Origin of the sequence: Enterobacter quasimori (assembly GCF_018597345.1) — a bacterium.
GTDB classification, from domain to species: Bacteria; Pseudomonadota; Gammaproteobacteria; order Enterobacterales; family Enterobacteriaceae; genus Enterobacter; species Enterobacter mori.
On the sequence record NZ_JAHEVU010000001.1, the window covers coordinates 801,834 to 824,311 of the forward strand.

A 22,478-nucleotide genomic window follows, 5' to 3' on the forward strand; every position below is an offset into this window, starting at 1 on the left:
TTCCCCTCAGATTTCTAAGGCCAGTTGTGGAGTAAATCGGTCCCGCAATGCGTCGTACTTGAGAGCGCTGGCGCTATTAAATGCCTCAATACGCTCAACGAGGACGGCAGCGCGAGTTTCTTTGCTGGCTGGCGCATAGGCTGATTTATCCCATGCCTTATCAATTCCGATATTGCGTGCGACGTTCGTGCTGTCAGCTGATGAAAGCGGTATGTGAGTAAAAATGTCCTTATTCAGCATGCGAAGGCCATGAAGCTTGGTAATCGGATAGCCATTTGAATCGACTACGTGCCGGATAAGGTCTCGCAATTTTGCCCTGCAGGCGCGTGGTCTCTTTGCGTCGTATTCACCCATTGAACCGATGCAAACACGAGGAAACTCATGGCAGAGACGAATAAAACGCTCGTCAGGTTCGCTCATGTGCCAGACAGGTGCACCGACGAATTTACCGTGAGGCCATTCAGCTATAAGCGCATCGTTCTCTTCGCTGGTTCCACCTATAACATCAGGGATAACTGCAAATGCGAAACGAGGGTGATTCATCCACTCCTTAACGAATTCGTAATAGTCATACCAGTTAACAGGCTGGCCCTTATCCCAGAAGCTGAAGGCTCCGTTATCCAGTGCGAAAGATTGAGTTACCTCACTGGCAAGCTTTAGTTGCCCTGGGTTTGCGAAGCTGATGAACGCATGGCGACCTTTCCAGGCTTTCAGTGCGCAGGTGTCAGGCGTGATTGGTCCTCCGTGGAAGTGGATCATCAAACGTTCCTCGCTCGGCCAGCAAGACACCATCCATCACCAGATGGCTTAGCTCTCTGAACCATGTTCAGGCAGCGCTTACGCTCTTTGAGAATTTTGGATCGCATGGTTTCGTTCTTTGAGCGATTGAATGCCTCCATCAGAACGGTCGCAGCACGCAGATAAAGCCCCTTGTCAGATAACTCTTTAGCCTTGTCCATCATCGCAATGACAGCCGGGTTTGGTGCTGTTTCCTGTTTTGGCTCAGGGATTACTTCAGCTTTTTCGATCGGTGAGCGTGGGATGATCGGCCCAATAGGTCCTGTCGGAGCTTTTGCGTAGTAACGGAAGTTAGGACGCACACCTTTTCGCTCAGCGCGGTTAAGCATGACCAGGCGACATACCGCACGCTGAACGCTATGCAACTCGTAATCAGGTAGCGCTGCGGCAATCTGCTTGTTCGTCAGTCCAGGGTTATTGGCAACGAACAACTGGATAGTTTTGAGAAAGCTCATTGAGTACCTCCGGAAACGCGGAAACCTGAGTTGGCTGGAACGCTGTAATCAACGTTCTGGAAGTTGGCTTTAAAGTTTGGGTCAGAGCTACTGCTGAGTTGCCAACGTCCTTTGACACACGCAGGCCTTCCGCGCTTTTGCCATTTTTGAGCCTTATCAAAATACTCAACGCAATTTTCTGGTCCAAAGAGAGTGCTAGGGCGAAGGTAATCATCCATTTTTGGATCATCTGCCCATTTTGCTGTTAGGTAGTCCACCACCAGCATCAGGTCTTCAGCGCTGTAGTCCTCGGAAAGCCTTCCCCTGATATATCCCAAAACAGTTTTGTTGCGTCCTCCCTTCCCGTATGACGACCCGGTAACCTCGTTAAAATGGGATAAGACACGCATTGCCGGATCGCTGTCGTCTGGTTGCGGCGCAACCGGACAAATAGGGTTTTTAATATCTGTAGTATTCTCTGTTGTATTCTCTGTAAGAACATCAGTGCAATTTGACCTGATGAGAGCGGTTCGTTTTGAACCGATGGAACGTTCCACTTTGACCTCTTCCATCGGTTCATTTTGACCTGATGGAAGAGTGCATTTTGAACTCTTCGATTTGGTCACTTTGACCTCATCTAAAAGCTCACTTTCGTAGTTGATCGTGTAATAGTTCGTCATGTCGCGCTGAGACTTGTTCAGCTGCTCAACTTTGAGTACGCCAAGGTTTTTCAGGCGGGTGAATGTGCGCTTCAGGGTGGATTCAGACCAGAACGGAAACTGCTCCAGCCACTGCTCATTGGTGTTGTAAATCCAGCGCACGCCGTCACGCTCCAGTCCGGAGGTGGTTTCTTTCAGCCAGTAATTAACCTGCTGCAACGCAATGGCCTCGTTCAGCCCAATGCTGTAAGCAAGGTCAGGATTAATCACTATCGGGCGGGATGGCATTAACAGGCTCATGATCGTCCTTTAACTCTGTAAATTTACGCTGGAATTGCTCAAGAGGGCTGAAGCACTCATGATCGTACCCTTCGCGAAGGTATATAACGCGTCGAGTCTGTGGCTCCCATCTGATGACGTGGACGGTGATACCTCTGTGGTCTCTGAATCGCCGGTCAACTTCAGCCATTCCTCACGCCCCTTCTCGTTCATCTGAGCAAAAGCCTCTACCATCGCGTTCTCAGGCTGGTAGTTGTTCTCACCAGGCTGGTCGTTTAATCTCTCCACATAGCCGAACGGGGAGTCTTTTCCCACCAGTGGAAGGCATCTGAATTGCTTCACTGGCCTTAATCGGTTTAAACTGTTCATGCGTTAGTTTCTCCACTGAATACGACACGCCACGACGCCCGGAGCTGCACACTCGCGGGCGTCACTTCTTTTGGGTTTTCTTACGGCTAAACAGCGCGACAATCGCGCGGATTTCTTCTTCACGCGCAGCCAGGTGACGGCGGTGATGTTCGTGAATCTCTTCAGCTTCATGCGGTTCAATCACTCCATCTTCCAGGGCCTTCTGGATAATCTGATCAACCTGACCACGTGCTGCTGCAGTTCTCATAGCGCGGGTAAACAGGTCTACGCGATCAAGGTCTTCCAGCTGCGGAACATCCACCAGCAAAGCGCCGCGACGTTGCGCGAAGTAATCAGCCAGGAGAGACGTGTTTGAAATGTCTTCCATCGCTTCCAGCTCGTTCACTTCAAAGAAGCGGCAGCCGTTCTTCTCGTACAGGTTGTTGTTGAACTGCGTTACTGACATGCCAAGAGCACCGGCCATAGCTTCACGGCCTCCTGGGTACGCTTTGCACATCGCTTTAACTACTTCTTTCAGGCTTGGCTCTACCATGTTGTTTTTCCTTTGGTAGTTACGAAATGCTGATTGCTGGGTTACGGTGTTACTGCAACGTCAGGATCAGCAGGTTTGTTTTTGTTAGGGAATGGTCGTACTTCCTCGGCTTCAATTTTCCCGTCTTCATTAACTAGGATATTTACCCTGCGATTACGCTTGAGGGCTTTACTGATGGCACTTTGGTATACCCCAAGAGCTTCAGCTGTTTTGGCCTGACCGTTTTCCAAAACATATTCAGATAGCGGAATAATCTTCATTGGTTTTCCTCGTGGTTTGCACATAAGGAGTATCACTGTTAGTGATAAATATGTCAACACTAGCGGTGATTGGTAATTATGCCGTGCGGTGATAAATTATGAGAATGAAAAAGAAACCATTGACCGCCGAACAAATTGCCGATGCCAACAGGCTGAAAGCTATCTTTGAGTCCAAGAAAAAAGCGCTGGGGCTCTCACAGGAGACTTTGGCTGAACAAATGGGTATGGGCCAAAGTGGTGTCGCTCAGTTACTGAATGGCACAAATGCTATCAACGCTACCCATGCTGCACAGTTCGCTAAAATTCTCGGAGTAAAAGTCGATGATTTCAGCCCATCCCTTGCAGCTGAGATATCAGCTATGTTTGAGGCGATTGCGAACGGAAGGAGTCATTCCTCTGTGTATGAATACCCGCTATTAACCGAAGTACAGGCTGGCTCATTTTGCCCGGTTAATACATACACAGAACGAGACGCGAAGGAATGGGTTTCAACTACTGTTAAAGCCAGTGATTCTGCCTTTTGGCTTGAGGTATCAGGTCATTCGATGACTGCCCCGCCAGGAGTAAAACCGAGTTTTCCTGAGGGAATGCTTATACTCATAGATCCAGAACAGGATGTTGAGCCTGGTGATTTCTGTGTTGCAGGTATCTTCAACGATTCAGAGGTCACTTTTAAAAAATATGTTCGAGAAGATGGGAAGCCATGGCTTGAACCTCTAAACCCCAGCCCTCGCTATCAGGCCATTGAATGTAATGAGAATTGCAGGATAATAGGCAAAGTTGTTAAGGCCCAATGGCCTGAAAATATCTTCGAATAAGGAGCCTTCCGGCTCCTTTTTTTGCATCTTTTTTCACCTTAACAATCATAAAGTTAACACTACTGATGATATTTTTATCACTACAGGTGTTGACCATTTAATTACTATTGGTGATACTCAATATGCGCCGGGGTGATGATGTTTAAGACCATCGGTAGGTTAGCAGTACGGCATATGGCACATGTGCCGCAGCGGTCCGGGGATTCCTTGCATTACTTTTTCCAGATCCAGCGGGTAGCCGGAATGTGCAAGCCAGGCAAGTACGACAGCCAGAGACGTTTCACCAGCGTGGCGATAAGGTGACAGCCCAGACGATATCTGAGTGGCTATAAAAACAGATGGGAGCCGGTGGAATCCCGGCACACAACATGAAAGCGCACTCCATCAACTATCGGTTGTGGATGACAGGTAAGTAAACGAACGGAGTGCGCTTCCAGTTGTGTTAACCGTAGTAGCTGTACCACATGCTGTGTGTAGTCTTGGCGGTCGGCAGTTTTGAATGTCCTTAATGTCGACCGCCCCTTTTCACAACTGAAAGCGCGTTCAGCCGGTTCCTTGAGAGGCCTCAGTCGTTAAATCAACCTCAGGAGAACGCGCTTCCAATTGTGGAGAAACTAACTGGCGGTGGCAGCCGCCCGTTTCACTAAGTGCCCTGGTTGGGTGCTTACTAAAACGAAACCCCTTTATTTTTGTCGCCATCAGGCGAGGGATTCGTGCAACCAAAAATCAGCGCTGTGCAGAGCGCTTATAACACGGAGAAACTAACCATGACGAACACACAGAACGTCAACGAGTTACAACCACGCATGACCAGAGAGAAGCTTATTGACGCAGCTCGCAAGGCCGCCCTTCTCCTTCCTGCCGCTTATGGTTGGATGGTTAACGAACTGGCTAACCGCCTTGACTATACCAGCGTCGCGCTTTGTGAAGCGATGGCTCAGCGTAAGGTACTGGCTGAGCAGAACGCTACGCTGCGTGAGGATGTTGCCAGCTGGGCCAAAGAGTGCGACCGCATCGAAGAGCGCCATACCAAAACGCCTACCAACATGCATCTGCTGGAAGCTCAGCGAGAATTGCGTGAGCTATCTCCTGTGGTCATTTCCATGAATAGCGAGGTTGCTCTCTAATGGCTAACTCATTCAAGCAAATGACCCGTGACGGGACTATCAAGCGTACCGATACCGGGATGTTAATCAGCCTCGAGCAAATTCATGTTCGTGAAGGTTTCAACAAACGTGAAGACGATGAGCGCACCAGACAGGCTGATGATGACCTGTTTAACTACCTGATGAACGGCGGATCAGTTCCACCGCTGGAAGTTATCGCCCGTGATGAAGGTGGCGTATGGGTTGTGGAAGGTCACCGCCGTCGTCGCTGCTATGTGCGCTGTGCTGAAGCTGGCAAGCCAGTAGACCGCATCCACATCATGCCGTTCAACGGCAACGATGTGCAGCGACTGGCGCGCATCATGACCAGTAACAACCAACTGCCACTCTCCGATATGGAACAGGCTGCAGTTATCCAGGAGCTGCATAACGCCTTCAATCAGACCACCAGCGAGATCGCAAAACTGGTCAACAAGTCTGTTCCTACTGTCGAAAAGCTTCTGCTTCTGAGCACAGCTAACCACGACGTTCAGAAAGAAGTTAAATCCGGGACCGTGTCCGTAGATGTGGCCGTTGACCGAGTAAAAGAGTTCGGCGAAAAGGCCGGTGAGGTTCTTCAGAAGGATAAAGCTTCTGCTGCCGCAAAGGGCAAGAAGAAAGTCACCCGCAGCGTTATAGCGCCAGAAATTAGCGTTAAGAAAGCGCGCCGCCTTGTTGAACTGATTAGCCTGGCCGGGATAAGTGACACAGGTGTTATCTCTCTCGAAGGTTTGGCCCATGCAGAAGCATCGCAAATTATTGATGAGCATAAAGCCATAGCCGCCCAGCTTCGCAAAGGAGTGCAGTCATGAGCACTCGTCGCAAAATTAACAAAATTCTTAAAGAGAAAGGCCTGTCAGCGGATGTCGAGTATGACGGAAGCGGTGCCAGCAGAGATGAATATGGTTGGTGGACTGTGAATCTCGATCCGGCATCTGCTGATTTTGTTCGCCTGAAGCTTAATGAGCCTGAATTCACTGGTTCGATAGAATTTTGCGAACTCGAAGAGGGGTTTCAACAGCTTTCTGAGTTACCTGCAATGGAGGCCGCACAATGAGCAGCATCGACAAACGCGCATTACGTGAAGCGGCCGAGAAGACGGGCGCCGATGAGTGGTGTGCCTTTATTGACACGAAATCAAAAACGTATTCCGTTCACACGCCTGGCGATAATCGTTGCGGCGATGTGGTTAAGTGGGCTGGATTTGACGGGCAGCAACGTGCAGCAGCTAAGGCTATGTTCATCGCTGCAGCAAACCCTGCCACCGTGCTGGCGCTGCTGGATGAGCTGGAAGCCGCAGAGAATAGGATCGCTGAGGTTGAATCACAGCGGCGAATGGCTTTCATGGCCTGTAATCGGTGGGCAGATAAGTTCAGAGAGGCAGAGAAGCGGATTGCTGATCTGTCACACCATCTCCAGTGCGCGCACGGTTTTATCGAGCATACAGAGGCGTTTGGCCACGAAGCATCAAACGGGATTCTGTGCTGTGGTGATGCGCAGTGGGATATTGATGCGTCTAAGTCGGCTCTGGCCGCAGCCGCTAAAGGAGAGTGAGCATGGCTTTATCGCACGACGAACTCTGCCAGATTGCCTGCAGCTTTCTGCAAAAGAATGGTTTTAAGGTAGCTTTCCATGACCGGTTTCGCGCATGGACTCCTTATGGCGAGCAGGCTGATGCGATCGGCTTTCGCAACGGCGCTAGCTGTCTGATAGAGGCCAAATGCTCCCGGTCAGACCTTCTGGCAGACCGTAAGAAACCTTTCCGCATTGAACCAGAGAAGGGCATGGGGGATTGGCGCTTCATGATTAGCGAGCCGGGTATTGTGAACATTGAAGACCTGCCTCTTGGTTGGGGATTGCTTCACGTCGTCAAAGGCCGGGTTAAGAAAGTGCATGGTTGGCCAGGTAACTGGGAATGGGTAAACCGTGACAGCAAGCCATTTCAGGCCAACAAACAAGCTGAGTGCGATTACATGTTCAGCGCGCTGCGGCGCATGGATTTACGTGGGCACCTGAAAGAAGTTTATGACGGCGTAATAGTCAACAAACCAGAAGGAAGCGCAGCATGAGCACTATTACCAAAGAATTCACCAAAGAGCAGTTAATCGAATTCGCTACTGCGATTCTTGATGTTGAAAAGGCAATGACAGCCAATAATTTGTCAGGAAGAGAAGCCAGGGCTAGTGCTGCGATAGCTGAAATCGCGCTGGCATCGCTCGAAGCGCAGCCTGTGGCGTGGCTACTGTCAGGCGGTGGCGCAAAAAACAACGTCAGCTTCGATAGTGGCAATGCTTACGCCGACCCGCTGCGAGAAGTAACGCCACTTTACACCGCCCCGCCAGCGCCGGTATCTATGAAAGACCATCAGATTCGTGAGCTGGTAAATGAGCTGCGCGATATCTCTGTCGAATACCACGGAACGCAGCAGCTACGCGAACGCATTGCCCGAACTGTCCGCGCCGCCATGCTTCAGGGTGCAGATACCGAAATCCAGCGCAAAGCCGCAATTCACGACGCACTCTGCGAAAAGTACAACGTCGAATCACTGACTGATTTCGTGGCATGGCAAAGGAATCACATTGCTGAACTTGAAGCAGCCCCACCGGCTCCGGTAGGTGAAGGTGAGACTGCAGTAATGCCGGATTATCCCGGTTACGTGATGACGCAGCGTGAGTGCTATCAGGCAGGCAAGAAGGCTGGATTGGCTGAAGCTGGAAACTCCCCGGTGATTCCGGATGGTTACTGCATCATGCCACTAAAGCTGACTGCCGATAATGGAGCCAAAGGCGCGCTATGCGGAGAGTTTCATGTTCAATACCGCATCGTTTGTCAGTCATGCGTAGGTGAAGGTTGTGAAGACTGTAACCATACAGGCGGGTGGGATGCTGAAATCCCCGTTGGCTGGGACACCATAAAGCGAATTCATGAGGCAGCAGTAGAAGCTTGCGCAATGCCAGCAGCACCGCAGCAGGAGGTGAAGCCGTGAGTAAAGCAGAATTCATCCAAAAGTTAGCCTCGATTGCTACAGAGTGTCACGCACTGGCCTGTCAGTTGGAAATTGGCGATGAACGCACTGAGATGTTTGAGATGTACAACGTGCTGAGAAGTCTTGGGCGCAGCGGATATGCAAGCCAGATAAGCAAAGCTACCAATCCGCTTTTGTGGGCGGTTGACGATAACGACGATGATTGGGATGAGGATGATGAGTGATGCCTAACCCATTCGACTTCGTGATGTTCGTGCTGCTGGCATTCGGCGCACTTCAGCAAATGGGGTGGCTGCCATGGTGAGCAAACTCAAGCAGCGGCGCACTCGCCGCTATAAATCCGACATAGCTTGGTGGATGGCCGAAGCGCAGGACTGGAAAGATATCGCGCTGGAGCATGCAGCCGAGATAGACAGGCTCAAAAAGCTGGTTATCCGCGTGCCGATGCCAGTCCTCATGCCAAAGGAAATGGTCCACCAGCTCTATTACACCGAAACAAAAAGATGTCGTACTTGCAATGATGGGCTACGTGGTGGCTGCTCATCTTGCATTTTCAATAAGAGATAGCCGGGTGCAGCCGGTTAAGTGGGGATCAACGTATGGGGCAGTTAGTAACACTTCATGAGTGGGCGTCGGGTCCTAATGGATTCAAATATCCATTAAGCAACTCAGCACTGAACAAAATAGCCAAGACCAAGCAAACTTTCCCACCTGCTTTAAAGCAAGGTCGGCGCTGGGTTATAGATGAGGACGCTCGTTTTATTGGCATGGTAAGCAATGTTGATATTTCATCATCATTATCAGACAAGGCTCGCCAGTTAGTGGAGAAAGCAATAAATGGCAGCTCGCCCCAGAAAGCATAACGTTAAAATACCTAACCTGTATTGCAAGTTGGATAAACGTACATCAAAAATCTACTGGCAATATCGCCACCCTATCACTGGAACATTTGTCGGTTTTGGAACAGATGAAGAGGCAGCGAAATCTGCTGCTACGGAGTTGAATCGGATAACATCTGAGCAGGAAACACGTCAATCGTTCGCTCTTATAGATATAGCCATTAAGAAGACAGATAAAAAAGAGAAAGGAATTCGAGTTGCGGATTGGATAAAAAGATACGTAGATATTCAGATGGAAAGGATGCGTGACGGAGAAATAAAAAAACCGACCGTGAAATCCAGGAGGTTATGTGCTCAAGTTCTGGCTGACAGAGCTCCTAACGTTCGCCTAAAAGATGTTGACACGAAGTTAATCGCAAAAATTATTGATGAATATAAGTCTGAAGGTAAACATCGAATGGGCCAGCTGATCAGGAGCGTGCTTAACGACGTATTTAAGGAGGCACAGCATGCTGGTGAGGTTGAACCCGGATACAATCCTGCTTTAGCAGTTAAAAATCCGATAGCAAAGGTCAAACGAAGCAGGCTCAGTATCGAACAATGGAAGCTAATCTATGAAAGCGCGGGAACATTGCCACCATGTGCTCAGAATTCCATGCTTTTGGCTTTGGTAACCGGTCAACGTATTGGGGATATAGTAGCGATGAAGTTTAGTGACATATGGGATAACCATCTTCATATAACCCAGAGTAAAACAGGAATGAAGTTAGCTATTCCTTTAAATTTACGGTGTGATGCTATTGGAATGACGCTTGCAGAAGTAATAAGTAAGTGTCGAGACAGAGTTGTGAGTCCATATCTGATACACCACGTGAAACATCATGCTTACGGTAAAGCTGGTTCTCATGTTCCTGAAAAAACAATATCAAAGTATTTCAAGGAAGCGAGAGATAAAGCAAATATTTGCTGGCCAAAGGATTGTATTGCCCTTCCCCCATTTCATGAGCAGCGTTCGCTTTCATCGAGAACCTATAAAGCACAGGGTATTGATGTCAAAACCTTGCTTGGGCATAAAACTGAAGCGATGAGCACAATGTATGGAGATGATCGCGGTCTTGAATGGAACAAACTTGTGATTTAGCGAGATAGATAACCTTAAGAAAGAACCAAATTATAAGCTGACGTTATATGAGTTTTGGGGATTTGTTTTGGGGATGATTTGGGGAAGAGAAATTAACCTTATAAAACAATAAAATAAAGATCATCGAATTGTTCCACAAGCAGTCTGCCACCAGCAATGCATAAACCCAGCAGCCAGCGAATCCGCTGGCTGTTTTCTTTCGACCCCGTTCATCCCGTGATAATGTAGCAAGCTGCAAATGGGTTTATTACCGGGAAAATCGTTATGTCTGAAGATGTTATTGGGACGACAACTCACCAGCAGCTGATTACCTTACTTACCGAGCAGGGCGCGCGGTTTCGGGTGATGGAGCACGAGGCGGTGGGGAAATGTGAAGCGGTAAGTGAAATTCGCGGGACCGATCTGAAGCAAGGCGCGAAAGCGCTGGTGTGCAAAGTAAAAGGCAACGGCGTAAAAAAACACGTTCTGGCGATCCTGGCCGCCGACCTGCAGGCCGACCTGAGCCAGCTTGCCAGCCATTTTGGCGGGCTTAAGGCCTCGCTCGCCAGCCCGGCGGAAGTCGATACCCTGACCGCCTGCGTTTTCGGCGCTATCCCGCCCTTTAGCTTCCATCCTGACCTGGTGCTGGTGGCCGACCCGCTGCTGTTCGAGCGCTTCGACGAAATCGCGTTTAACGCGGGCCTGCTGGAGAAATCCGTCATTATGGATACCCAGGATTACCTGCGCATCGCCCGTCCTGAGCTGGTGACCTTCCATAAAGCGTAACCGCTAAGGCTGACGACCCCGTCAGCCTTTTCTTTCCAGAAACAGTACGGAGGCGACGAGAATCACGGCAATAGCGAAAAACGATGAGGAGATAATCAGCGTTTCAACAAACATGTGATCGTTCATGATGGCGACCCCTTTTGCGATATCTGCCTCCGTTTTAATCCGCGTAAATGACAAGGTTATGACAACAATAAAATCTTTTTAAAACTGTCCTGCGTCGCGTTTGCGCGTACAGTAAGCAGGTTAATTATTTTGGCTAGGACTCCCTATGTTTGACCCTACTCTGCTCATTCTTCTGGCACTCGCCGCGCTCGGCTTTGTCAGCCATAACACCACGGTCGCCATCTCGATTCTGGTGCTGATTATTGTGCGCGTGACCCCGCTCAATACCTTTTTCCCGTGGATAGAAAAACAGGGCCTCACGATCGGGATTATCATTTTGACCATCGGCGTGATGGCCCCGATCGCCAGCGGCACGCTTCCCGCCTCGACGCTGCTGCATTCGTTCGTGAACTGGAAATCGCTGGTGGCGATCGCGGTGGGTATTTTTGTCTCGTGGCTGGGCGGTCGCGGCGTCACGCTGATGAGCAGCCAGCCCTCGCTGGTGGCGGGCCTGCTGGTAGGCACCGTGCTCGGCGTCGCCCTGTTCCGCGGCGTACCGGTGGGGCCGCTGATTGCCGCCGGGCTGGTTTCGCTGTTTATTGGGAAGTCGTAGTCAGGCTGGCAATATAGCGCGCAGGCGTCTGCCCCAACCCTTTCTTGAACATGGTAATAAAGGCGGTGGTGGAGTCATATCCCAGTGACTGTGCCACCTGCTGCACGGAGTTCCCACCAATCAGCAACTGCAAGGCGACAATCAACTGCAGCTGGTGTCGCCAGCGCCTGAAGCTTAACCCCGTCTCATTTACCACCAGCCGCGCCAGGTTGCGCTCGCTCATGGCGAAGTGGTTCGCCCATTGTGCCAGCGTTTGCCACTCAGCGGGCTCTTCAGCCATCTTCTCTGTCATCAGGCGAATTTTGGGGTGTGGTGAGACGGGCAGCTGCAAATGCTCCTGACGCTGACGCGGCAGCTCATCAAACAGCACCTCCACCAGCCGCGTTGTGGCGGCAAGGCGCAGCTCTTCACGCGATCTATCCGCCAGCGACAAAATAAGTTCCCGCACCAGCGGGGAGATTTTCAGGGTACAGCAGCGATCGGGCAAGCTGACGGCCCCGGGTTCAATAAACAAGAAGCACAGCTGTGCGCCGGGCGTGGCCTTATTGCTGTGCGGCATCTCTCCCGGAACCCATACGGCATACTGCGGCGGCACCATCAGCATAGCGTTTTCCACATCGCAGGTGATCGCCCCCCCCAGCGCCAGAATCAGCTGACCTTTACGGTGATGATGCAGCGGAATATGCTGTTCTTCAGCCACCACGCGGATGCGAAACGCCACCGCAGCGTCGTGCTGGCTATCGGGATCGTAGCCATCCAGCCCAAGACCGATCATAAAGTTGTCCGATATTAGCGATAAACTGTCATTTTAGCTTGATTTCAACCATGCGGAAAATCGGTATTGTGTGCGCTCGCTTGAACCTATGAGAACATAATGACTACAGCTATTCGAACGTCAGGAAAACAGGGCGCGCTGCTGATTGCAGGCATCCTGATGATTGCCACCACGCTTCGCGTCACCTTTACCGGGGCGGCGCCGCTGCTTGACACCATCCGTCAGGACTACGGCTTAACCACCGCACAAACGGGCTTGCTCACCACGCTGCCTCTGCTGGCATTCGCGTTAATCTCTCCCCTCGCCGCAGGCGTTGCCCGCCGTATCGGCATGGAGCGCAGCCTGTTTCTCGCCCTGCTGCTGATTTGCGCCGGAATAGGCGTACGCTCCCTGCCTTCGGCCTCTCTGCTGTTTATCGGTACGGCGGTCATTGGCTGCGGCATCGCACTGGGCAACGTGCTGTTACCGGGGTTAATCAAGCGCGATTTCCCGGGTCAGGTGGCTAAGCTCACCGGGGCGTATTCCCTGACAATGGGGGCGTCTGCTGCGTTGGGCTCCGCGCTGATTGTTCCCCTGGCGCTGGGTGATGCGGGCTGGCACGGCGCGCTGCTGATGCTGATGATCTTCCCGCTGGTCGCCCTGCTGCTGTGGCTGCCGCAGTGGCGTCAGACGCCTGCTGCCACCGTGACCGGCGCAGGCGCGTTGCACAATCGCGCCATCTGGCGCTCTGCCCTTGCCTGGCAGGTGACTCTGTTTCTGGGAATCAACTCGCTGATTTACTACGTGATCATCGGCTGGCTGCCGGCGATTTTACTCAGCCACGGCTACAGCGAAACACAGGCAGGCTCGATGCACGGCCTGCTACAGCTGGCCACCGCCGTGCCGGGTCTTGCTATCCCACTGCTCCTCCAGCGCCTGAAGGATCAGCGCGGGATCGCCGGTATCGTGGCGCTGATGTGCGCGGTGAGCGCGGCGGGGTTCTGGTTTGCCCCTGACATGGCGGTAATATGGACGCTGGTGTTTGGCTTTGGCTCGGGTGCGACCATGATCCTCGGCCTGACCTTCATCGGTCTGCGCGCCAGCTCTGCGCACCAGGCGGCGGCGTTATCCGGTATGGCGCAGTCGATTGGTTATCTGCTGGCCGCCTGCGGGCCACCGCTGATGGGGAAAATTCACGACACAGCCGGGGACTGGCGCATTCCACTGCTGGCCTGCGCGCTGGCCGCCGCGGTGATGGCGGTTTGCGGCGTGCTTGCCGGGCGTGACCGGGAGATCGCACCCCGCTAATGACAAGGGCAGACCCGATAGTCTGCCCTTGTTTTATCCGCGTGCCGCGCGCAGCATCGCCTGCACCAGCACCACCGGACGCCCTTCAAGCGCTGCACGTTCATGCTGGAATAAGGTGATCACAAAGAACGGATGCGTAACCAGTTCGGCTGCGCGAATGTCGCCCTGTTCGTCCCAGCCCGTCACGCGCATATCACCGCTCTCCAGCTCCTGCGCAAATTCTGGCGACACGCCATAGTTGCAGTGATAACCCTCTACAATTTCCGGCTTTCCATAGGCTTTCGCGATGAGCGTATTGTTGCGCAGTTCAATGGCATCGGTTTTTTCCACCAGCGAGCAGGTCAGCGGCGCAATCACCATCGTCCCTTCGGTATCCGTTTCGGCGTGAGCCGCATCGCTCCAGCCAAGCACATTGCGCGCGTACTCAATCAATGCATGCTGGAATCCACCGCAGGTCCCGAGGAAGGGAATACTGTTTTCACGGGCGTAGCGTGCGGCGATGAAGGCCGCCTCGGTGTTCTTATAGGGACTTGCAGGCACCAGCCAGATGGCATCATAGCCTACCAGGTCTTCCGGACTGGTCAGCTCCGTTGTCGCAAGCCAGTCATAATCGGCGGTGAGATCCAGTACAGCAGCGGCATCGTCAATTGCCAGTGGGATCGCCTGATGCGCAACCACATCAGCGTTATAATCGCCAACAAGGGCAATGCGCAGCGTCGTTTTAACCGGGAGGTGTTCCATGAGGGAGTCCTTATGCCAAAGAATTATCAGATAACATAAGGAACCTCAGACTACCGATCTTCTGCAATTATCACAATACCTTAAATTGGGAGGGGTGAAATATGATTCAGTGCAAACGCCTGTACGATCGGGCCAGTCAGGACGACGGTTATCGGGTTCTGGTGGACAGGTTGTGGCCACGTGGGGTGAAAAAAACAGACCTCGCGTATGATGAATGGTGTAAAACGCTCGCGCCTTCAAATGAATTGCGCAAAGCATTTCACGGCGAAACGATTGATTTCACTGCCTTCAGTAAGGCGTATCGGGAAGAACTGGCGCAGCATAAGGACGAAGGCCAGCGCCTGGCAGCTCTGGCAAACAGGCAGACCTTAACCCTGCTCTACGGCGCTAAAGACGAAGCGCAAAATCATGCCCTGGTTTTGGCTGACTGGCTGCGCCATCTGTAATCAACCGATCGTCAGTTCATCACAGGTCTGCGATGTTTCGTCCGGCGTCAGCGGCAGCAGATGTTCCGGGCGGACAAACGCAAAGCCATGCTGGTTATCAAACGCATAGACATCACCCGTCACCAGCCACAGCGCACGGTCCGCCGTTGCAGGCAGCTGCGTCATCACGCCGTTTACTGGATTAACAAAACGCTGACCTGGCTGGCAAAGACCAAACAGCTCCACAGATTTTCCAACGTTGCGGCGGCCAGCTGGCGTACGCGCGCCAATGATAATCGCCAGGCTGCCCGGCTTTAACTGAAACATACTTCTCTCGCGGTCAATATCGCCAGAAACTGGCTAAGAATAATCCTAAAGAGAAGTGTATCGCAGACAGTATCCCGCTGTCACCTGGCAGGTTGCGGACGATCGCGACGGTAGAGATCCCATTCATCAATCACTTCACCGCCAGGCAGTTTGCACTCGGTACGCACACCCTGCGGACTTTGCACCGGGATCTGTTCGCCCCCTCTCTCCAGGCAATACACGGAGGCCGGGTTCGCCATTCCTACCGCCTGCGGCGGCATGGGGGCGTCAGGTTGAGTGGCTTTTGTTGTGCACGCCGCGAGCGGTAACGCCAGCGCCAGTAACAGATATTTCATCATCGCGATCCTTAAAGCGTCCTGAAAACGTCAGGGTAACGGGTCAGGAGGGTTTTCTCCATGATTTCTCCATCGTAACTGCACTTTTGCCCCTTACAGTGCAGCGTGTTCTCGACATGACCAGAGAACATCATTCCGTAATCAAGATGTCTTTGCCCCGGTCACAGCACCGGGGCCTTTTTGTCTCCAGAATCGCCCCGAGAATGTATAAAATTTGTTATATTCATGTTTTACTATGTCGGAATTGTAAAATTTCAGCATAACATGCAGATGCAGACGTCTTCTGTATGGGAGTCAGCCCACGTCATGTCGGATATCATCCTTGCCCGTGTTTCTGAAACACTCGCCACCGAGCAATCCTTAGAAAGTCTTGTACGCCAGCTGCTGGAGATGCTGGAAATTGTGACTGAAATGGAATCCACCTACCTGACAAAGGTGGATATCAACGCGCGGTTGCAGCATATTCTTTATGCCCGCAACAGTAAGCAGATGCAGATCCCTGAAGGGCTGAGCGTTCCGTGGGGGGATACCCTGTGCAAGCGGGCGATAGACAGCGATACTCTGTTCAGCAACGATGTGGCGGGGCGCTGGCCTGATTGCGAAGCCGCAAAAGCGCTTGGGATTACAACCTACATGAGTATCCCGATTCACCTGGCTGATGGTTCGCTTTACGGGACCCTGTGCGCGACCAGCACGGAGAAGAAGCAGCTAAGCGAGCGCGGTGAACACGTGCTGAAGCTGTTTGCCGGTTTAATTTCCCAGTATATTCAAAAAGAGTCCCTGGTGGCCCAGCTTCGCGAAGCCAATGCAGCGCTCATCGCCCACTCTTATACCGATGCTCTAACGGGGTTACCCAACCGTCGGGCGATTTTCGAGAATCTCACCACCCTGTTTTCCTTAGCTAAACACCTCAAACGCAACGCCATTATTGCGTTTATCGATCTGGATGATTTCAAACTGATTAACGATCGCTTCGGGCACGAGACGGGCGATCGATTCCTGATCGAAGTGGGCAAGCGACTCACTGACGAACAGACCGAGGACGAGATCGTCGGAAGGTTAGGCGGCGATGAGTTTCTGGTAGCCTGTCTGAGTCAAAGCACAGAGGAAGCCGAAAAGACGCAAATTAATCTGCTGAAAACCCGGCTTAGCGCCCGTATTGCGGGTGAATACTGGCTCGGTCAGGTTCATATTGTGTATCCGGGCGCGAGTCTGGGTATCGTCGAAGTCGATCCCACCAGCACCGATGCGGACAGCGCGTTACAGGCGGCAGATATAGCGATGTATCAAGACAAAAAAGGAAAAAGCAAAACACGCTTTCTCAAGATAGATTAACGCCGTACACTCTACGGCGTTACGTAACAGGATAAAGGTGATGGCATGCGAATAGGGATCCTCTTCCCGGTTGTTATTTTTATAACGGCGGTGATTTTTTTGGCCTGGTTTTTCATTGGCGGTTACGCTGCGCCGGGGGCATAAATGAGAAAAACAACCATCATTATGTTGGTCGTGGCAATCGTGGCTGTCGCAGGTTCACAGCTTGGCTGGTGGTAAACCGCCAATGTAAAAAGGCCGCCATCCGGCAGCCTTTTTCAGCAAAATAACAGAGTTAGCTTTTGATTTTTCTGTAGATAAACAGAACCACCAGGGCGCCAATCACCGCGACGGCAAAGCTGCCAAAATTGAAGCCATCCACTTTGCCAAACCCGAACAGGGTACTGATCCAGCCGCCAACGACTGCACCCACAATCCCCAGTATTACGGTTACGAAGAAACCACCACCATCTTTGCCCGGCATAATCCACTTCGCCAGGATCCCCGCAATCAGCCCAAAGATAATCCAGGATAAAATTCCCATAGCTTTCCTCTCTGTATGGTTTTTGTCATTAAATCAACGACACAGAAAAGGATAGCACAGGATTTAAGAAAGGAAATTTGTGATAAGCATCACAGGGTTTGTTTGAGTAAAATCTGAGCTATAAAAAATGCCGTTCCACATGAAGTGTGGGGTTGCATCTTTTGTTGAGAAAGATTATCTTTCTCAACACTGAATAGTTGAGTGAAATACTCGGGTATTCAGTACGACATTGCTCACATTGCTTCCAGTATTTCTTGCCCACTCTTGAGTGGGCTTTTTTTGCCTGCAGGACAGACACATCATACTGCAATAAAGGCGTGCTGGTTTCGCCCGGCCCGTTTTGCCTGATAGAGCGCACGATCGGCAGCAATAATAATGTTCTGCTGGCTGCCTGCAATCTCCACGGCACGCGCGGTAGAGACCCCTACGCTTACCGTTACCCGGCCAAAGGGGCTGAAATCGTGTTCAATATTCAGGGAACAGACATTGCGAATAATGGATTTGCCAAGTCGGCACGCCTCCTCGATATCGGCGTCAGGCAAGATGAGCGCAAATTCCTCGCCGCCGTATCTCGCCACAATTTGGTTGTCCCGGGTAAGGCTTTTCCTGAGGCAATCTCCCAGAAGACTAAGACAGCGATCCCCTTCCGGGTGCCCATAGTTGTCATTGTATTTTTTGAAGAAATCCGCATCCACGATCAGCACCGAAATCGGGGAGTTGTCAGCCGCACAGCGCGCAATTTCAGACAGGATCTTTTCATCAAATGCGCGGCGATTGAAAAGCCCGGTCAATGCATCTTCAGAGGCAATGATCTGAAGCTCTTTGTTAACCCGATTTTTTCTGGATAAGTCCACATACAAAAAGTAGGAAGCCACGATCAGCACGGCGGTTAAAATAAGAATAACCACGGCGAGCTGAATGGCCTGCTTGCGCCAGGGAGACAGCGCCTCCTCCTTGCTGACCGCCACGGTCGTCACCAATCCATAGCGTCTGTTTTTCTCAAACGCGTAGATGCGTTCGATTTTATCAAACCGCGAGACGGAACTGGCTATCCCGGCATTCTGTACCTTGAGATACTCCTTAAAGAGGGGTGAGTCAGAAACAATCGCGCCAATATAGTTATTTTTAAAAGGGTGCCGAACGAGTAATACACCGGTTTGCGTCGTTAAACCAATAACCCCAGAATGACCAATGTTAATCTGTCCGTATAGCGCAAGAAAGTTTTCGATACCCAGCGTGACCACGACAACCCCGTTAAAGGCTCCCGAGTGCGTTTCCAGGCGTCGACTGATGGTAATCACCCATTTACCGTTTGTTCTGCTCACCACAGGTTGACCAATAAAAAGCTGCGAATTTTTATTTTCTTTGTGATAGACGAAAAATGGCCTGTCTGCCCCTTTACGGGAACCGGAAAACCCCTCATGCAATGCCGTGAAGATATCCCCTTTCGCATCGTAGACGACGACATTATTTATCTGAGAAAGTAAATCATCCTGATTTGTTATTATCCGCTGAATATTCACAGCCTGCTGCGGCGTCATGCCATAAATTTCAATCATGTCAGCGACGGTGGTAATCAACATTTCACTTTGGCGCATAATCCCCTCAGTGTACACATCGAGGGTATGGCTCAGGTTGGCAACGCTGGTATTAATTTGTTGAATTGATTGCTGCCTGGACGTGGCGATCTGAACGACAAGCGACAGCGAAATAATGAGTGAGACGATGATGACGGTAATGGTTGTTGTGTTAAACGCGTTTTTCACATGCACGAGCTAATCCACCTTATCACGCCTGATATCCCTGGCTCACAACGCTTGTCACTGTAGCAAAGGTCAGTATAAGAGGAAAATAAATTGTACTTAAGCCATGCAAATGAAACCACCCGTCTTGGTTTTAAGCTGGAAGTATTCACGAAATAAGATTCCTGGGGCATTGATAAATGGCTAATGCACTAAAAAGTGCGTTAGCCAGCATACATATTCAGGGAGATAGTTATCGGGAATGAATATCTTCCGACATCAAAACATTAATTGATGACGTTGGCATGCATCACTTATTCAGATAGCACCCCTGCGCTACTCGTTGCCCCACTGGTTAAGGAAGTTCGCAACATCATCTATACGCATCGTGCGGATCCCTGCCGTGTTGGCCATCTCTTGCTGGGCTTCTTCGCTGATCTCCTCGTTATTTGCCAAACGGGTAAGCAACAGCTGGAAATAATGTGCCAGGCCGTCACGCTCAGAGTCGCTCACGGCTTCAGCCGATTCCGTCGAGTATTCATCGACGATGTCATAAAATTTAAGTGGGATTTCGTTGTTCATAATCATTCTTGAGTCTGACGGTTAAAGAGGATTGTAGCGAGTATATCCCCTGACCAAAGCCTGGAGTCAACGCCGCAAAGGCAAAAAAAACGGGAACCCTCAGGCCCCCGCTCGTGTTTAACCCAGAGTCTGGATTACATATTCGCGATAATCGCGTCGCCAAACTCTGAACATTTCAGCAGCTTAGCGCCTTCCATCAGACGTTCGAAATCGTAAGTTACGGTTTTCGCGTTAATCGCGCCTTCCATACCTTTAACGATCAGGTCTGCGGCTTCGAACCATTCCATATGACGCAGCATCATTTCTGCGGACAGAATAATTGAGCCTGGGTTCACTTTGTCCTGGCCTGCGTATTTAGGCGCAGTACCATGGGTCGCTTCGAACAGGGCGCACTCGTCACCGATGTTCGCACCAGGGGCGATACCGATACCGCCAACCTGTGCTGCCAGAGCGTCAGAGATGTAGTCACCGTTCAGGTTCATACAGGCGATGACGTCGTATTCAGCAGGACGCAGCAGGATCTGCTGCAGGAACGCATCGGCGATCACATCTTTAATGATGATCTCTTTGCCGGTGTTCGGGTTCTTGATCTTCTGCCATGGGCCACCGTCGATTAGCTCACCGCCGAACTCTTCTTTCGCCAACTGGTAACCCCAGTCTTTGAACGCGCCTTCGGTGAACTTCATGATGTTGCCTTTGTGAACCAGGGTCACAGAGTCACGGTCGTTGGTGATTGCATATTCGATGGCCGCGCGCACCAGACGCTTGGTCCCTTCCTCGGAGCACGGCTTAATGCCGATACCGCAATGCTCAGGGAAGCGAATTTTCTTCACGCCCATCTCTTCGCGCAGGAATTTAATCACTTTTTCTGCGTCAGCAGAGTCCGCTTTCCATTCGATACCCGCGTAGATGTCTTCTGAGTTTTCGCGGAAGATAACCATGTCGGTCAGTTCAGGGTGCTTAACCGGGCTAGGGGTGCCCTGATAGTAACGAACCGGACGCAGACACACGTACAGGTCCAGCTCCTGACGCAGTGCCACGTTCAGGGAACGGATACCGCCGCCAACTGGCGTCGTCAGTGGGCCTTTAATAGCAACGCGGTAGTCGCGGATCAGGTCCAGCGTTTCTGCTGGCAGCCAGACGTCCTGGCCATAAACTTGAGTCGATTTCTCACCGGTGTAAATTTCCATCCAGGAAATTTTACGCTCGCCTTTGTAGGCTTTCTCAACAGCGGCATCAACCACTTTCAGCATTGCCGGGGTAACGTCTACACCGATACCGTCGCCTTCAATGAACGGGATAATCGGATTGTGAGGAACGTTAATCTTGCCGTTTTGCAGGGTGATCTTTTTACCTTCCGCCGGAACAACTACTTTGCTTTCCATTAACCTCTCCTTCGAGCGCTTCTGGTTGTTACTGATCTTATGTTAATAAATTGTAATGAGCCCTTCGATAGTACCTGATTGTCCTGCGCCATGAAAGGTCTTCGTTATTAGGCTATAATGCGGCAATTGATAACGCCTGAAAATACCATGAAGAAAACTTCTTTTACAAAACACCGGGTTGAGCGATTCAGCTCGCGACAAGCCGCCAGACGACCGCAAGAAACCCAGCCAAAGCGGGTGATTCTGTTCAATAAACCCTACGATGTTTTGCCGCAGTTCACCGATGAGGCTGGGCGCAGCACGCTGAAGGACTATATACCTGTTCAGGGCGTCTACGCAGCGGGCCGTCTGGACCGCGACAGCGAAGGCCTGCTGGTCTTAACCAACGACGGCGCCCTGCAGGCGAAGCTCACGCAGCCCGGGAAACGCACCGGCAAAATTTACTTCGTCCAGGTCGAAGGCGAGCCGGACGAAGAAACGCTGGAAAAATTGCGTAAAGGCGTCACGCTGAACGACGGCCCCACCCTGCCGGCAGGTATTGAACGCGTGAATGAACCGGAGTGGCTGTGGCCGCGCACCCCGCCGATCCGCGAACGCAAATCCATTCCGACCAGCTGGCTCAAAATCACCCTTTACGAAGGCCGTAACCGTCAGGTTCGCCGCATGACCGCGCACGTTGGCTTCCCTACCCTGCGTCTGATTCGCTACGCTATGGGTAACTACACCCTGGAAACGCTGGCAAACGGTGAATGGCGAGACGTCACCCCTTAAGGAGTCACTATGTTTAAACCTCATGTCACGGTTGCCTGCGTGGTCCACGCTAAGGGTAAATTCCTGGTTGTCGAAGAGAGCATTAACGGCAAAGCGCTGTGGAACCAGCCTGCCGGGCATCTTGAAGCCAATGAGACCCTCCTGCAGGCCGCGAAACGCGAGCTGTGGGAAGAGACCGGGATTCACGCTGAGCCCCAGCACTTCATCCGTATGCACCAGTGGATCGCGCCCGACAGCACCCCCTTTCTGCGCTTTTTATTCGCCGTTGAGCTTAGCGAAACGTGCGCCACTGAACCGCAGGATGACGATATCGATCGCTGCCTGTGGGTGACCGCCGACGAGATCCTGAACGCGCCAAACCTGCGCTCGCCGCTGGTTGCGGAAAGCATCCGCTGCTGGCAGTCTGCGGGTCGCCTGCCGCTGGATGTCATCGGAGAATTTAACTGGCCGTTTACAGAGGGTGTCAACGGTGGGGGGGCGTGATAGAATACGCCGCCTTGAAGTTCA

At 51.6% G+C, this 22,478-nt stretch carries 35 protein-coding genes; 20 read left to right on the forward strand and 15 right to left on the reverse strand.

Features of this window, described 5'->3' with window-relative positions; translation table 11 throughout:
* Positions 1-6 precede the first annotated feature (6 nt).
* From KK102_RS03825 to KK102_RS03850, 6 genes are all read right to left on the reverse strand, one after another.
* The gene (locus tag KK102_RS03825) at positions 7-759 is read right to left on the reverse strand and encodes a hypothetical protein (protein WP_216356997.1); all 753 of its coding nucleotides are present in this window, start codon (positions 757-759) and stop codon (positions 7-9) included.
* Positions 759-1,253 (reverse strand): hypothetical protein, encoded by a 495-nt coding sequence (locus KK102_RS03830; RefSeq protein ID WP_216356998.1) that lies wholly within the window; start codon positions 1,251-1,253, stop codon positions 759-761. The genes KK102_RS03825 and KK102_RS03830 overlap by 1 nt, the downstream gene beginning before the upstream one ends.
* Positions 1,250-2,191: a conserved phage C-terminal domain-containing protein gene (locus tag KK102_RS03835; RefSeq protein WP_216356999.1), complete on the reverse strand. Its 942-nt coding sequence runs from the start codon at positions 2,189-2,191 to the stop codon at positions 1,250-1,252. The genes KK102_RS03830 and KK102_RS03835 overlap by 4 nt, the downstream gene beginning before the upstream one ends.
* Positions 2,154-2,360: a DUF4222 domain-containing protein gene (locus tag KK102_RS03840; RefSeq protein ID WP_216357000.1), complete on the reverse strand. Its 207-nt coding sequence runs from the start codon at positions 2,358-2,360 to the stop codon at positions 2,154-2,156. The genes KK102_RS03835 and KK102_RS03840 overlap by 38 nt, the downstream gene beginning before the upstream one ends.
* A gap of 240 nt (positions 2,361-2,600) precedes the next feature.
* Complete coding sequence (locus KK102_RS03845) at positions 2,601-3,071, reverse strand: YmfL family putative regulatory protein (protein ID WP_058659033.1); 471 nt, start codon at positions 3,069-3,071, stop codon at positions 2,601-2,603.
* Between the two features lie 41 nt (positions 3,072-3,112).
* Entirely contained in the window at positions 3,113-3,331 is a 219-nt protein-coding gene (locus KK102_RS03850) for a Cro/CI family transcriptional regulator (protein ID WP_023305900.1), read from the reverse strand.
* A 98-nt stretch (positions 3,332-3,429) separates the two neighbouring features.
* Here KK102_RS03850 and KK102_RS03855 point away from each other — a divergent pair, with 98 nt between their 5' ends.
* The 12 genes from KK102_RS03855 (at position 3,430) to KK102_RS03910 (ending at position 11,025) form a co-directional block, all read left to right on the forward strand.
* Positions 3,430-4,149: a LexA family protein gene (locus KK102_RS03855; protein ID WP_023305899.1), complete on the forward strand. Its 720-nt coding sequence runs from the start codon at positions 3,430-3,432 to the stop codon at positions 4,147-4,149.
* Positions 4,150-4,955: 806 nt separating this feature from the next.
* Positions 4,956-5,276, forward strand: coding sequence for a hypothetical protein (locus KK102_RS03860; protein WP_244991834.1), 321 nt, complete (start codon positions 4,956-4,958; stop codon positions 5,274-5,276).
* Positions 5,276-6,106 carry a ParB/RepB/Spo0J family partition protein gene (locus KK102_RS03865; protein ID WP_216357002.1) on the forward strand — a complete coding sequence of 277 codons (831 nt, stop codon included), beginning with the start codon at positions 5,276-5,278 and terminating at the stop codon, positions 6,104-6,106. Before KK102_RS03860 ends, KK102_RS03865 begins: the two co-directional genes overlap by 1 nt.
* On the forward strand, positions 6,103-6,351 hold the full coding sequence (locus KK102_RS03870) for a hypothetical protein (RefSeq protein ID WP_216357003.1): 249 nt from the start codon (positions 6,103-6,105) through the stop codon (positions 6,349-6,351). The genes KK102_RS03865 and KK102_RS03870 overlap by 4 nt, the downstream gene beginning before the upstream one ends.
* Positions 6,348-6,848, forward strand: a complete 501-nt coding sequence (locus KK102_RS03875; RefSeq protein WP_216357004.1) for an ead/Ea22-like family protein — start codon at positions 6,348-6,350, stop codon at positions 6,846-6,848. Before KK102_RS03870 ends, KK102_RS03875 begins: the two co-directional genes overlap by 4 nt.
* Before the next feature lie 2 nt (positions 6,849-6,850).
* Complete coding sequence (locus KK102_RS03880) at positions 6,851-7,363, forward strand: hypothetical protein (RefSeq protein ID WP_216357005.1); 513 nt, start codon at positions 6,851-6,853, stop codon at positions 7,361-7,363.
* Positions 7,360-8,280, forward strand: coding sequence for a hypothetical protein (locus KK102_RS22200; protein WP_244991835.1), 921 nt, complete (start codon positions 7,360-7,362; stop codon positions 8,278-8,280). Before KK102_RS03880 ends, KK102_RS22200 begins: the two co-directional genes overlap by 4 nt.
* Positions 8,277-8,504 (forward strand): hypothetical protein, encoded by a 228-nt coding sequence (locus tag KK102_RS03890; RefSeq protein WP_216357006.1) that lies wholly within the window; start codon positions 8,277-8,279, stop codon positions 8,502-8,504. The genes KK102_RS22200 and KK102_RS03890 overlap by 4 nt, the downstream gene beginning before the upstream one ends.
* Positions 8,505-8,577: 73 nt before the next feature.
* Complete coding sequence (locus KK102_RS03895; protein ID WP_216357007.1) at positions 8,578-8,847, forward strand: hypothetical protein; 270 nt, start codon at positions 8,578-8,580, stop codon at positions 8,845-8,847.
* Positions 8,848-8,879: 32 nt separating this feature from the next.
* A complete protein-coding gene (locus tag KK102_RS03900) occupies positions 8,880-9,143 on the forward strand; it encodes an excisionase (protein WP_008500733.1) in 264 nt (87 codons plus the stop codon).
* Positions 9,118-10,260: a phage integrase Arm DNA-binding domain-containing protein gene (locus KK102_RS03905; RefSeq protein WP_216357008.1), complete on the forward strand. Its 1,143-nt coding sequence runs from the start codon at positions 9,118-9,120 to the stop codon at positions 10,258-10,260. Before KK102_RS03900 ends, KK102_RS03905 begins: the two co-directional genes overlap by 26 nt.
* 264 nt (positions 10,261-10,524) lie before the next feature.
* Positions 10,525-11,025 carry a YbaK/prolyl-tRNA synthetase associated domain-containing protein gene (locus tag KK102_RS03910; RefSeq protein ID WP_216357009.1) on the forward strand — a complete coding sequence of 167 codons (501 nt, stop codon included), beginning with the start codon at positions 10,525-10,527 and terminating at the stop codon, positions 11,023-11,025.
* 21 nt (positions 11,026-11,046) lie between these two features.
* Here the strand turns inward: KK102_RS03910 and yoaI are convergent, their stop codons facing one another.
* A complete protein-coding gene (yoaI, locus tag KK102_RS03915) occupies positions 11,047-11,151 on the reverse strand; it encodes a small membrane protein YoaI (protein WP_010430055.1) in 105 nt (34 codons plus the stop codon).
* Positions 11,152-11,296: 145 nt separating this feature from the next.
* Between yoaI and KK102_RS03920 the strand changes: the two genes are divergently transcribed.
* The gene (locus tag KK102_RS03920) at positions 11,297-11,743 is read left to right on the forward strand and encodes a DUF441 domain-containing protein (protein ID WP_024908579.1); all 447 of its coding nucleotides are present in this window, start codon (positions 11,297-11,299) and stop codon (positions 11,741-11,743) included.
* Here the strand turns inward: KK102_RS03920 and KK102_RS03925 are convergent.
* Complete coding sequence (locus tag KK102_RS03925; protein ID WP_126543746.1) at positions 11,727-12,518, reverse strand: AraC family transcriptional regulator; 792 nt, start codon at positions 12,516-12,518, stop codon at positions 11,727-11,729. The genes KK102_RS03920 and KK102_RS03925 overlap by 17 nt on opposite strands.
* 99 nt (positions 12,519-12,617) lie before the next feature.
* Between KK102_RS03925 and KK102_RS03930 the strand changes: the two genes are divergently transcribed.
* Complete coding sequence (locus KK102_RS03930; RefSeq protein ID WP_216357010.1) at positions 12,618-13,805, forward strand: CynX/NimT family MFS transporter; 1,188 nt, start codon at positions 12,618-12,620, stop codon at positions 13,803-13,805.
* Positions 13,806-13,838: 33 nt separating this feature from the next.
* On the opposite strand, the gene KK102_RS03935 is transcribed toward KK102_RS03930, so the two are convergent.
* Entirely contained in the window at positions 13,839-14,546 is a 708-nt protein-coding gene (locus tag KK102_RS03935; protein ID WP_216357011.1) for a CTP synthase C-terminal region-related (seleno)protein, read from the reverse strand.
* A 101-nt stretch (positions 14,547-14,647) separates the two neighbouring features.
* Between KK102_RS03935 and KK102_RS03940 the strand changes: the two genes are divergently transcribed.
* Positions 14,648-14,992, forward strand: a complete 345-nt coding sequence (locus KK102_RS03940) for a DUF488 domain-containing protein (RefSeq protein WP_126543744.1) — start codon at positions 14,648-14,650, stop codon at positions 14,990-14,992.
* On the opposite strand, the gene KK102_RS03945 is transcribed toward KK102_RS03940, so the two are convergent.
* Both KK102_RS03945 and KK102_RS03950 read right to left on the reverse strand, forming a co-directional pair.
* Positions 14,993-15,298: a periplasmic protein gene (locus KK102_RS03945; RefSeq protein ID WP_042714215.1), complete on the reverse strand. Its 306-nt coding sequence runs from the start codon at positions 15,296-15,298 to the stop codon at positions 14,993-14,995.
* An 80-nt stretch (positions 15,299-15,378) separates the two neighbouring features.
* Entirely contained in the window at positions 15,379-15,633 is a 255-nt protein-coding gene (locus KK102_RS03950) for a putative hemolysin (protein ID WP_126543743.1), read from the reverse strand.
* A gap of 306 nt (positions 15,634-15,939) precedes the next feature.
* Between KK102_RS03950 and KK102_RS03955 the strand changes: the two genes are divergently transcribed.
* From KK102_RS03955 to yoaJ, 3 genes are read left to right on the forward strand one after another with little or no spacing between them, the layout of a single operon-like run.
* Positions 15,940-16,968, forward strand: coding sequence for a sensor domain-containing diguanylate cyclase (locus tag KK102_RS03955; protein WP_216357012.1), 1,029 nt, complete (start codon positions 15,940-15,942; stop codon positions 16,966-16,968).
* 45 nt (positions 16,969-17,013) lie between these two features.
* Entirely contained in the window at positions 17,014-17,112 is a 99-nt protein-coding gene (locus tag KK102_RS03960) for a YoaK family small membrane protein (protein ID WP_010430030.1), read from the forward strand.
* Positions 17,113-17,187 (forward strand): protein YoaJ, encoded by a 75-nt coding sequence (gene yoaJ / locus KK102_RS22355; protein ID WP_126543869.1) that lies wholly within the window; start codon positions 17,113-17,115, stop codon positions 17,185-17,187.
* 55 nt (positions 17,188-17,242) lie between these two features.
* On the opposite strand, the gene KK102_RS03970 is transcribed toward yoaJ, so the two are convergent.
* The 4 genes from KK102_RS03970 to icd form a co-directional block, all read right to left on the reverse strand.
* Positions 17,243-17,491 (reverse strand): GlsB/YeaQ/YmgE family stress response membrane protein, encoded by a 249-nt coding sequence (locus tag KK102_RS03970; protein ID WP_010430025.1) that lies wholly within the window; start codon positions 17,489-17,491, stop codon positions 17,243-17,245.
* Positions 17,492-17,790: 299 nt separating this feature from the next.
* On the reverse strand, positions 17,791-19,263 hold the full coding sequence (locus tag KK102_RS03975) for a sensor domain-containing diguanylate cyclase (protein ID WP_126543742.1): 1,473 nt from the start codon (positions 19,261-19,263) through the stop codon (positions 17,791-17,793).
* 306 nt (positions 19,264-19,569) lie between these two features.
* Positions 19,570-19,815, reverse strand: a complete 246-nt coding sequence (locus tag KK102_RS03980) for a YmjA family protein (RefSeq protein WP_126543741.1) — start codon at positions 19,813-19,815, stop codon at positions 19,570-19,572.
* A 134-nt stretch (positions 19,816-19,949) separates the two neighbouring features.
* Complete coding sequence (gene icd, locus KK102_RS03985; RefSeq protein WP_008500752.1) at positions 19,950-21,200, reverse strand: NADP-dependent isocitrate dehydrogenase; 1,251 nt, start codon at positions 21,198-21,200, stop codon at positions 19,950-19,952.
* 117 nt (positions 21,201-21,317) lie between these two features.
* Between icd and rluE the strand changes: the two genes are divergently transcribed.
* Positions 21,318-21,971, forward strand: a complete 654-nt coding sequence (gene rluE, locus KK102_RS03990; RefSeq protein WP_216357013.1) for a 23S rRNA pseudouridine(2457) synthase RluE — start codon at positions 21,318-21,320, stop codon at positions 21,969-21,971.
* 9 nt (positions 21,972-21,980) lie between these two features.
* Positions 21,981-22,454 (forward strand): NUDIX hydrolase, encoded by a 474-nt coding sequence (locus KK102_RS03995; RefSeq protein ID WP_126543738.1) that lies wholly within the window; start codon positions 21,981-21,983, stop codon positions 22,452-22,454.
* The last annotated feature ends 24 nt before the right edge of the window (positions 22,455-22,478 follow it).